Annotated in this window: 2 tRNA genes and 3 rRNA genes; all 5 read left to right on the forward strand. The window is 50.6% G+C overall.

Annotation, left to right across the window (positions count from 1 at the left end):
- The first annotated feature begins 28 nt into the window (after nucleotides 1–28).
- The 5 genes from DCS95_RS19955 (at nucleotide 29) to rrf (ending at nucleotide 5,308) form a co-directional block, all read left to right on the forward strand.
- A 16S ribosomal RNA gene (locus tag DCS95_RS19955) occupies nucleotides 29–1,555 on the forward strand.
- 184 nt (nucleotides 1,556–1,739) lie between these two features.
- Nucleotides 1,740–1,813, forward strand: a tRNA-Ile gene (locus tag DCS95_RS19960).
- A 113-nt stretch (nucleotides 1,814–1,926) separates the two neighbouring features.
- Nucleotides 1,927–2,000 (forward strand) — tRNA-Ala (locus DCS95_RS19965).
- 201 nt (nucleotides 2,001–2,201) lie between these two features.
- Nucleotides 2,202–5,028: ribosomal RNA gene (locus DCS95_RS19970) — 23S ribosomal RNA — on the forward strand.
- A 168-nt stretch (nucleotides 5,029–5,196) separates the two neighbouring features.
- A 5S ribosomal RNA gene (gene rrf, locus DCS95_RS19975) occupies nucleotides 5,197–5,308 on the forward strand.
- Together the 16S, 23S and 5S rRNA genes with 2 tRNA genes alongside form the textbook arrangement of a ribosomal RNA operon.
- The last annotated feature ends 17 nt before the right edge of the window (nucleotides 5,309–5,325 follow it).

A 5,325-nucleotide genomic window follows, 5' to 3' on the forward strand; every position in this document is an offset into this window, starting at 1 on the left:
TTTCGTTGGGACGAATATTTACAAAACAACGATGAAGAGTTTGATCCTGGCTCAGGATGAACGCTAGCGGCAGGCCTAACACATGCAAGTCGAGGGGTAACATTTGTGCTTGCACAAGATGACGACCGGCGCACGGGTGCGCACCGCGTATGGAACCTGCCTTGTACAGGGGAATAGCCCAGGGAAACTTGGATTAATGCCCCGTAGTACCGTGACCCGGCATCGGGATACGGTTAAAGCCTTCGGGCGGTACAAGATGGCCATGCGTCCCATTAGCTAGTTGGTAAGGTAACGGCTTACCAAGGCTACGATGGGTAGGGGCCCTGAGAGGGGGATCCCCCACACTGGTACTGAGACACGGACCAGACTCCTACGGGAGGCAGCAGTGAGGAATATTGGACAATGGAGGGGACTCTGATCCAGCCATGCCGCGTGCAGGAAGAATGCCCTATGGGTAGTAAACTGCTTTTATACGGGAAGAAAAAGAGCTACGTGTAGCTTACTGACGGTACCGTAAGAATAAGGACCGGCTAACTCCGTGCCAGCAGCCGCGGTAATACGGAGGGTCCGAGCGTTATCCGGAATTATTGGGTTTAAAGGGTCCGTAGGCGGGCCGATAAGTCAGGGGTGAAAGTCTGCCGCTCAACGGTAGAACTGCCTTTGATACTGTCGGTCTTGAGTTATAGTGAAGTTGCCGGAATATGTAGTGTAGCGGTGAAATGCATAGATATTACATAGAACACCGATTGCGAAGGCAGGTGACTAACTATATACTGACGCTGATGGACGAAAGCGTGGGGAGCGAACAGGATTAGATACCCTGGTAGTCCACGCCGTAAACGATGGATACTAGCTGTCCGGAACCTTGAGTTCTGGGCGGCCAAGCGAAAGTGATAAGTATCCCACCTGGGGAGTACGTTCGCAAGAATGAAACTCAAAGGAATTGACGGGGGCCCGCACAAGCGGTGGAGCATGTGGTTTAATTCGATGATACGCGAGGAACCTTACCAGGGCTTAAATGCATATTGACAGGTCTAGAGATAGATTTTCCTTCGGGCAATTTGCAAGGTGCTGCATGGTTGTCGTCAGCTCGTGCCGTGAGGTGTCAGGTTAAGTCCTATAACGAGCGCAACCCCTACCGTTAGTTGCCAGCATGTCATGATGGGGACTCTAACGGGACTGCCGGTGCAAACCGTGAGGAAGGTGGGGATGACGTCAAATCATCACGGCCCTTACGTCCTGGGCCACACACGTGCTACAATGGCAGGTACAGAGAGCAGCCACGTCGCAAGGCGGAGCGAATCTATAAAACCTGTCACAGTTCGGATCGGGGTCTGCAACTCGACCCCGTGAAGCTGGAATCGCTAGTAATCGGATATCAGCCATGATCCGGTGAATACGTTCCCGGGCCTTGTACACACCGCCCGTCAAGCCATGGAAGCCGGGAGTGCCTGAAGTCCGTCACCGTAAGGAGCGGCCTAGGGCAAGATCGGTAACTAGGGCTAAGTCGTAACAAGGTAGCCGTACCGGAAGGTGCGGCTGGAACACCTCCTTTCTAGAGATTGTCCTTTTAAGGACGGTCCCTGGCGAAACGAAGAATTGGAACCACGGTCCCGGTCTTTTGATTTAATAACAAGTTTCTTTTAAATAGTGTTTCAAAAAAATGATCTCCATAATCATGATATACAAGTAATTGCTTTTTCGATAAGGTATTTATACTGGAAGGAAGGAGTAGGGACAGTCCCATAGCTCAGCTGGTTAGAGCGCTACACTGATAATGTAGAGGTCGGCAGTTCGAGTCTGCCTGGGACTACAAAAGGAAAGGGTGCCCGTAGGGCATTACGTTCATATATTGAAATATTGAAGGAAATTTTAGAAGTTGTGCTACCTGTCAACTGTAAACTGGCAACTGCCGACTTATGGAATGGGGGATTAGCTCAGCTGGCTAGAGCGCCTGCCTTGCACGCAGGAGGTCATCGGTTCGACTCCGATATTCTCCACATTACAATTGACAATGTTCAATTAACGATAAACAATTTTAAATTGTTCATTGTTGACTGGTAATTGTTAACTGTTGAACGTTCATTGACATATTGGAACAGGAGGTAATACATTTAGGTGTATTATCGACTAAAAAAGAAAGAAACACGAATCTTTATTAAGTAAAGAGTACGAATAAGATAGAATAGATTAAAGATCTGGCGACAAGCTGGAAAAGGGCGTATGGGGAATGCCTAGGCTCTCAGAGGCGAAGAAGGACGTGATAAGCTGCGAAAAGCTACGGGGATCGGCACACACGATATGATCCGTAGATATCCGAATGGGGCAACCCACTATATTGAAGATATAGTATCCGCAAGGAGGCAAACCCGGGGAACTGAAACATCTAAGTACCCGGAGGAGGAGAAAACAAAAGTGATTCCGATAGTAGCGGCGAGCGAAATCGGATTAGTCCAAACCGTACATGTTCCGGCATGTGCGGGGTTGTAGGACCACGATATTCGAGATGTGATGAACTGGAACGCTTTGGAAATAGCGACCATAGAGGGTGATAGTCCCGTACAGGCAAAGAGCATTGAGATAGTGGTATCCTGAGTAGTGCGGGGCACGTGAAACCCTGTATGAATCCGGCGGGACCATCCGCCAAGACTAAATACTCCTGAGAGACCGATAGTGAACCAGTACCGTGAGGGAAAGGTGAAAAGAACCGTGAATAACGGAGTGAAATAGATCCTGAAACCATACGCTTACAAGCGGTCGGAGCCCATATGGGTGACGGCGTGCCTTTTGCATAATGAGCCTACGAGTTACTTTTACTGGCAAGGTTAAGTTCTTCAGGAACGGAGCCGTAGCGAAAGCGAGTCTTAATAGGGCGCCATAGTCAGTAGTAGTAGACGCGAAACCGTGCGATCTACCCATGGGCAGGTTGAAGCTGTGGTAACACATAGTGGAGGACCGAACCCGTTGACGTTGAAAAGTCTTGGGATGACCTGTGGGTAGGGGTGAAAGGCCAATCAAGCTCGGAAATAGCTCGTACTCCCCGAAATGCATTTAGGTGCAGCGTGTAGATAGTTTTATAGAGGTAGAGCTACTGATTGGATGCGGGGGCTTCACCGCCTACCAATTCCTGACAAACTCCGAATGCTATAAAATGTTTCTGCGCAGTGAGGGCATGGGTGCTAAGGTCCATGTCCGAGAGGGAAAGAACCCAGATCACCGGCTAAGGTCCCAAAGTATATACTAAGTTGATATAACGCGGTGGAACTGCATTGACAGCCAGGATGTTGGCTTGGAAGCAGCCATTCATTTAAAGAGTGCGTAACAGCTCACTGGTCGAGCGGTTCCGCATGGATAATAATCGGGCATAAGTATATCACCGAAGCCGTGACTTCATATTTATATGAGGGGTAGGGGAGCATTGTAACTGCGTCGAAGGCGTACCTGCGAGGGATGCTGGAGCGGTTACAAACGAAAATGTAGGCATAAGTAACGATAATGCGGGCGAGAAACCCGCACGCCGAAAGACCAAGGTTTCCCCAGCTATGCTAATCAGCTGGGGGTCAGTCGGGACCTAACGCGAACCCGAAGGGGATAGTGGATGGACAACAGATTAATATTTCTGTACCTGCTCACGCTAAAAGTGACGGAGGCGAGAAGTTGGTGCGTACAGACGGAATTGTACGTTGAAGGGAGCAGCAATGCCCCGATAGTACACCGAGGCCACGGCCAAGGTGATAATCCAGCATATCGACTTCCAAGAAAAGCGAGTGAAGCAGCCCGTACCGTAAACCGACACAGGTGGTTGGGATGAGTATTCTAAGGCGCTCGAGAGATTCATGGCTAAGGAACTAGGCAAAATAGACCCGTAACTTCGGGAGAAGGGTCGCCCCCTTATGGGGGGCCGCAGTGAAGAGGTCCAGGCGACTGTTTATCAAAAACACAGGGCTCTGCAAAATCGAAAGATGACGTATAGGGCCTGACACCTGCCCGGTGCTGGAAGGTTAAGAGGAGATGTCAGCTTCGGCGAAGCATTGAATTGAAGCCCCAGTAAACGGCGGCCGTAACTATAACGGTCCTAAGGTAGCGAAATTCCTTGTCGGGTAAGTTCCGACCTGCACGAATGGTGCAACGATCTGGACACTGTCTCGGCCATGAGCTCGGTGAAATTGTAGTATCGGTGAAGATGCCGGTTACCCGCAGTGGGACGAAAAGACCCCGTGCACCTTTACTATAGCTTCGTATTGACCTTGGTCAAGCAATGTGTAGGATAGCTGGGAGACTTTGAAGCTGCATCGCCAGGTGTGGTGGAGTCATTGTTGAAATACCAGCCTTTGCTTGTCCGGGGCCTAACTCTCTTCTGAGAGAACAGTGCGTGGTGGGTAGTTTGACTGGGGTGGTCGCCTCCAAAAGAGTAACGGAGGCTTCTAAAGGTGCCCTCAATACGGTTGGCAATCGTGTGTAGAGTGCAATGGCACAAGGGCGCTTGACTGAGAGACATACAGGTCGATCAGGTTGGAAACAAGAGCATAGTGATCCGGTGGTTCCGCATGGAAGGGCCATCGCTCAAAGGATAAAAGGTACGCCGGGGATAACAGGCTGATCTCCCCCAAGAGCTCATATCGACGGGGGGGTTTGGCACCTCGATGTCGGCTCGTCACATCCTGGGGCTGGAGAAGGTCCCAAGGGTTGGGCTGTTCGCCCATTAAAGTGGCACGCGAGCTGGGTTCAGAACGTCGTGAGACAGTTCGGTCTCTATCTACTGCGGGCGTTAGAAATTTGAGTGGATCTGACTCTAGTACGAGAGGACCGAGTTGGACCGACCGCTGGTGCGCCAGTTGTTCCGCCAGGAGCATCGCTGGGTAGCTATGTCGGGATCGGATAAGCGCTGAAAGCATATAAGCGCGAAACCGGCCACAAGATGAGATTTCTTTAAAGGGCCGTGGGAGATGACCACGTTGATAGGCTATAGGTGGAAGGGCAGTAATGTCCGTAGCCGAGTAGTACTAATTGCCCGTCAGGCTTGCGCATACGTACGCCCTTCCCTTGCGGAGGGGCGCACGACGATCTTTAACCTCTTTCTTTTTATTGCGAAACTTACATAATACTATAAGTGCTTCTTTCCTTTATAGGATCCTGTTCCATTGATGTCAACGATATTGCGGCGAAGGCCGCGGTCGGATATATCCGATCCAAAACTTAGGTGGCCATGGCGACGGGGCCCACCCCTTACCATTCCGAACAGGGAAGTTAAGACCGTTTGCGCCGATGGTACTGCTATACCAAGTGGGAGAGTAGGTAGCCGCCTTTTTCGAAAGCCCCTTACAG

The organism is Maribacter litoralis (assembly GCF_003075045.1).
Lineage (GTDB): Bacteria > Bacteroidota > Bacteroidia > Flavobacteriales > Flavobacteriaceae > Maribacter > Maribacter litoralis.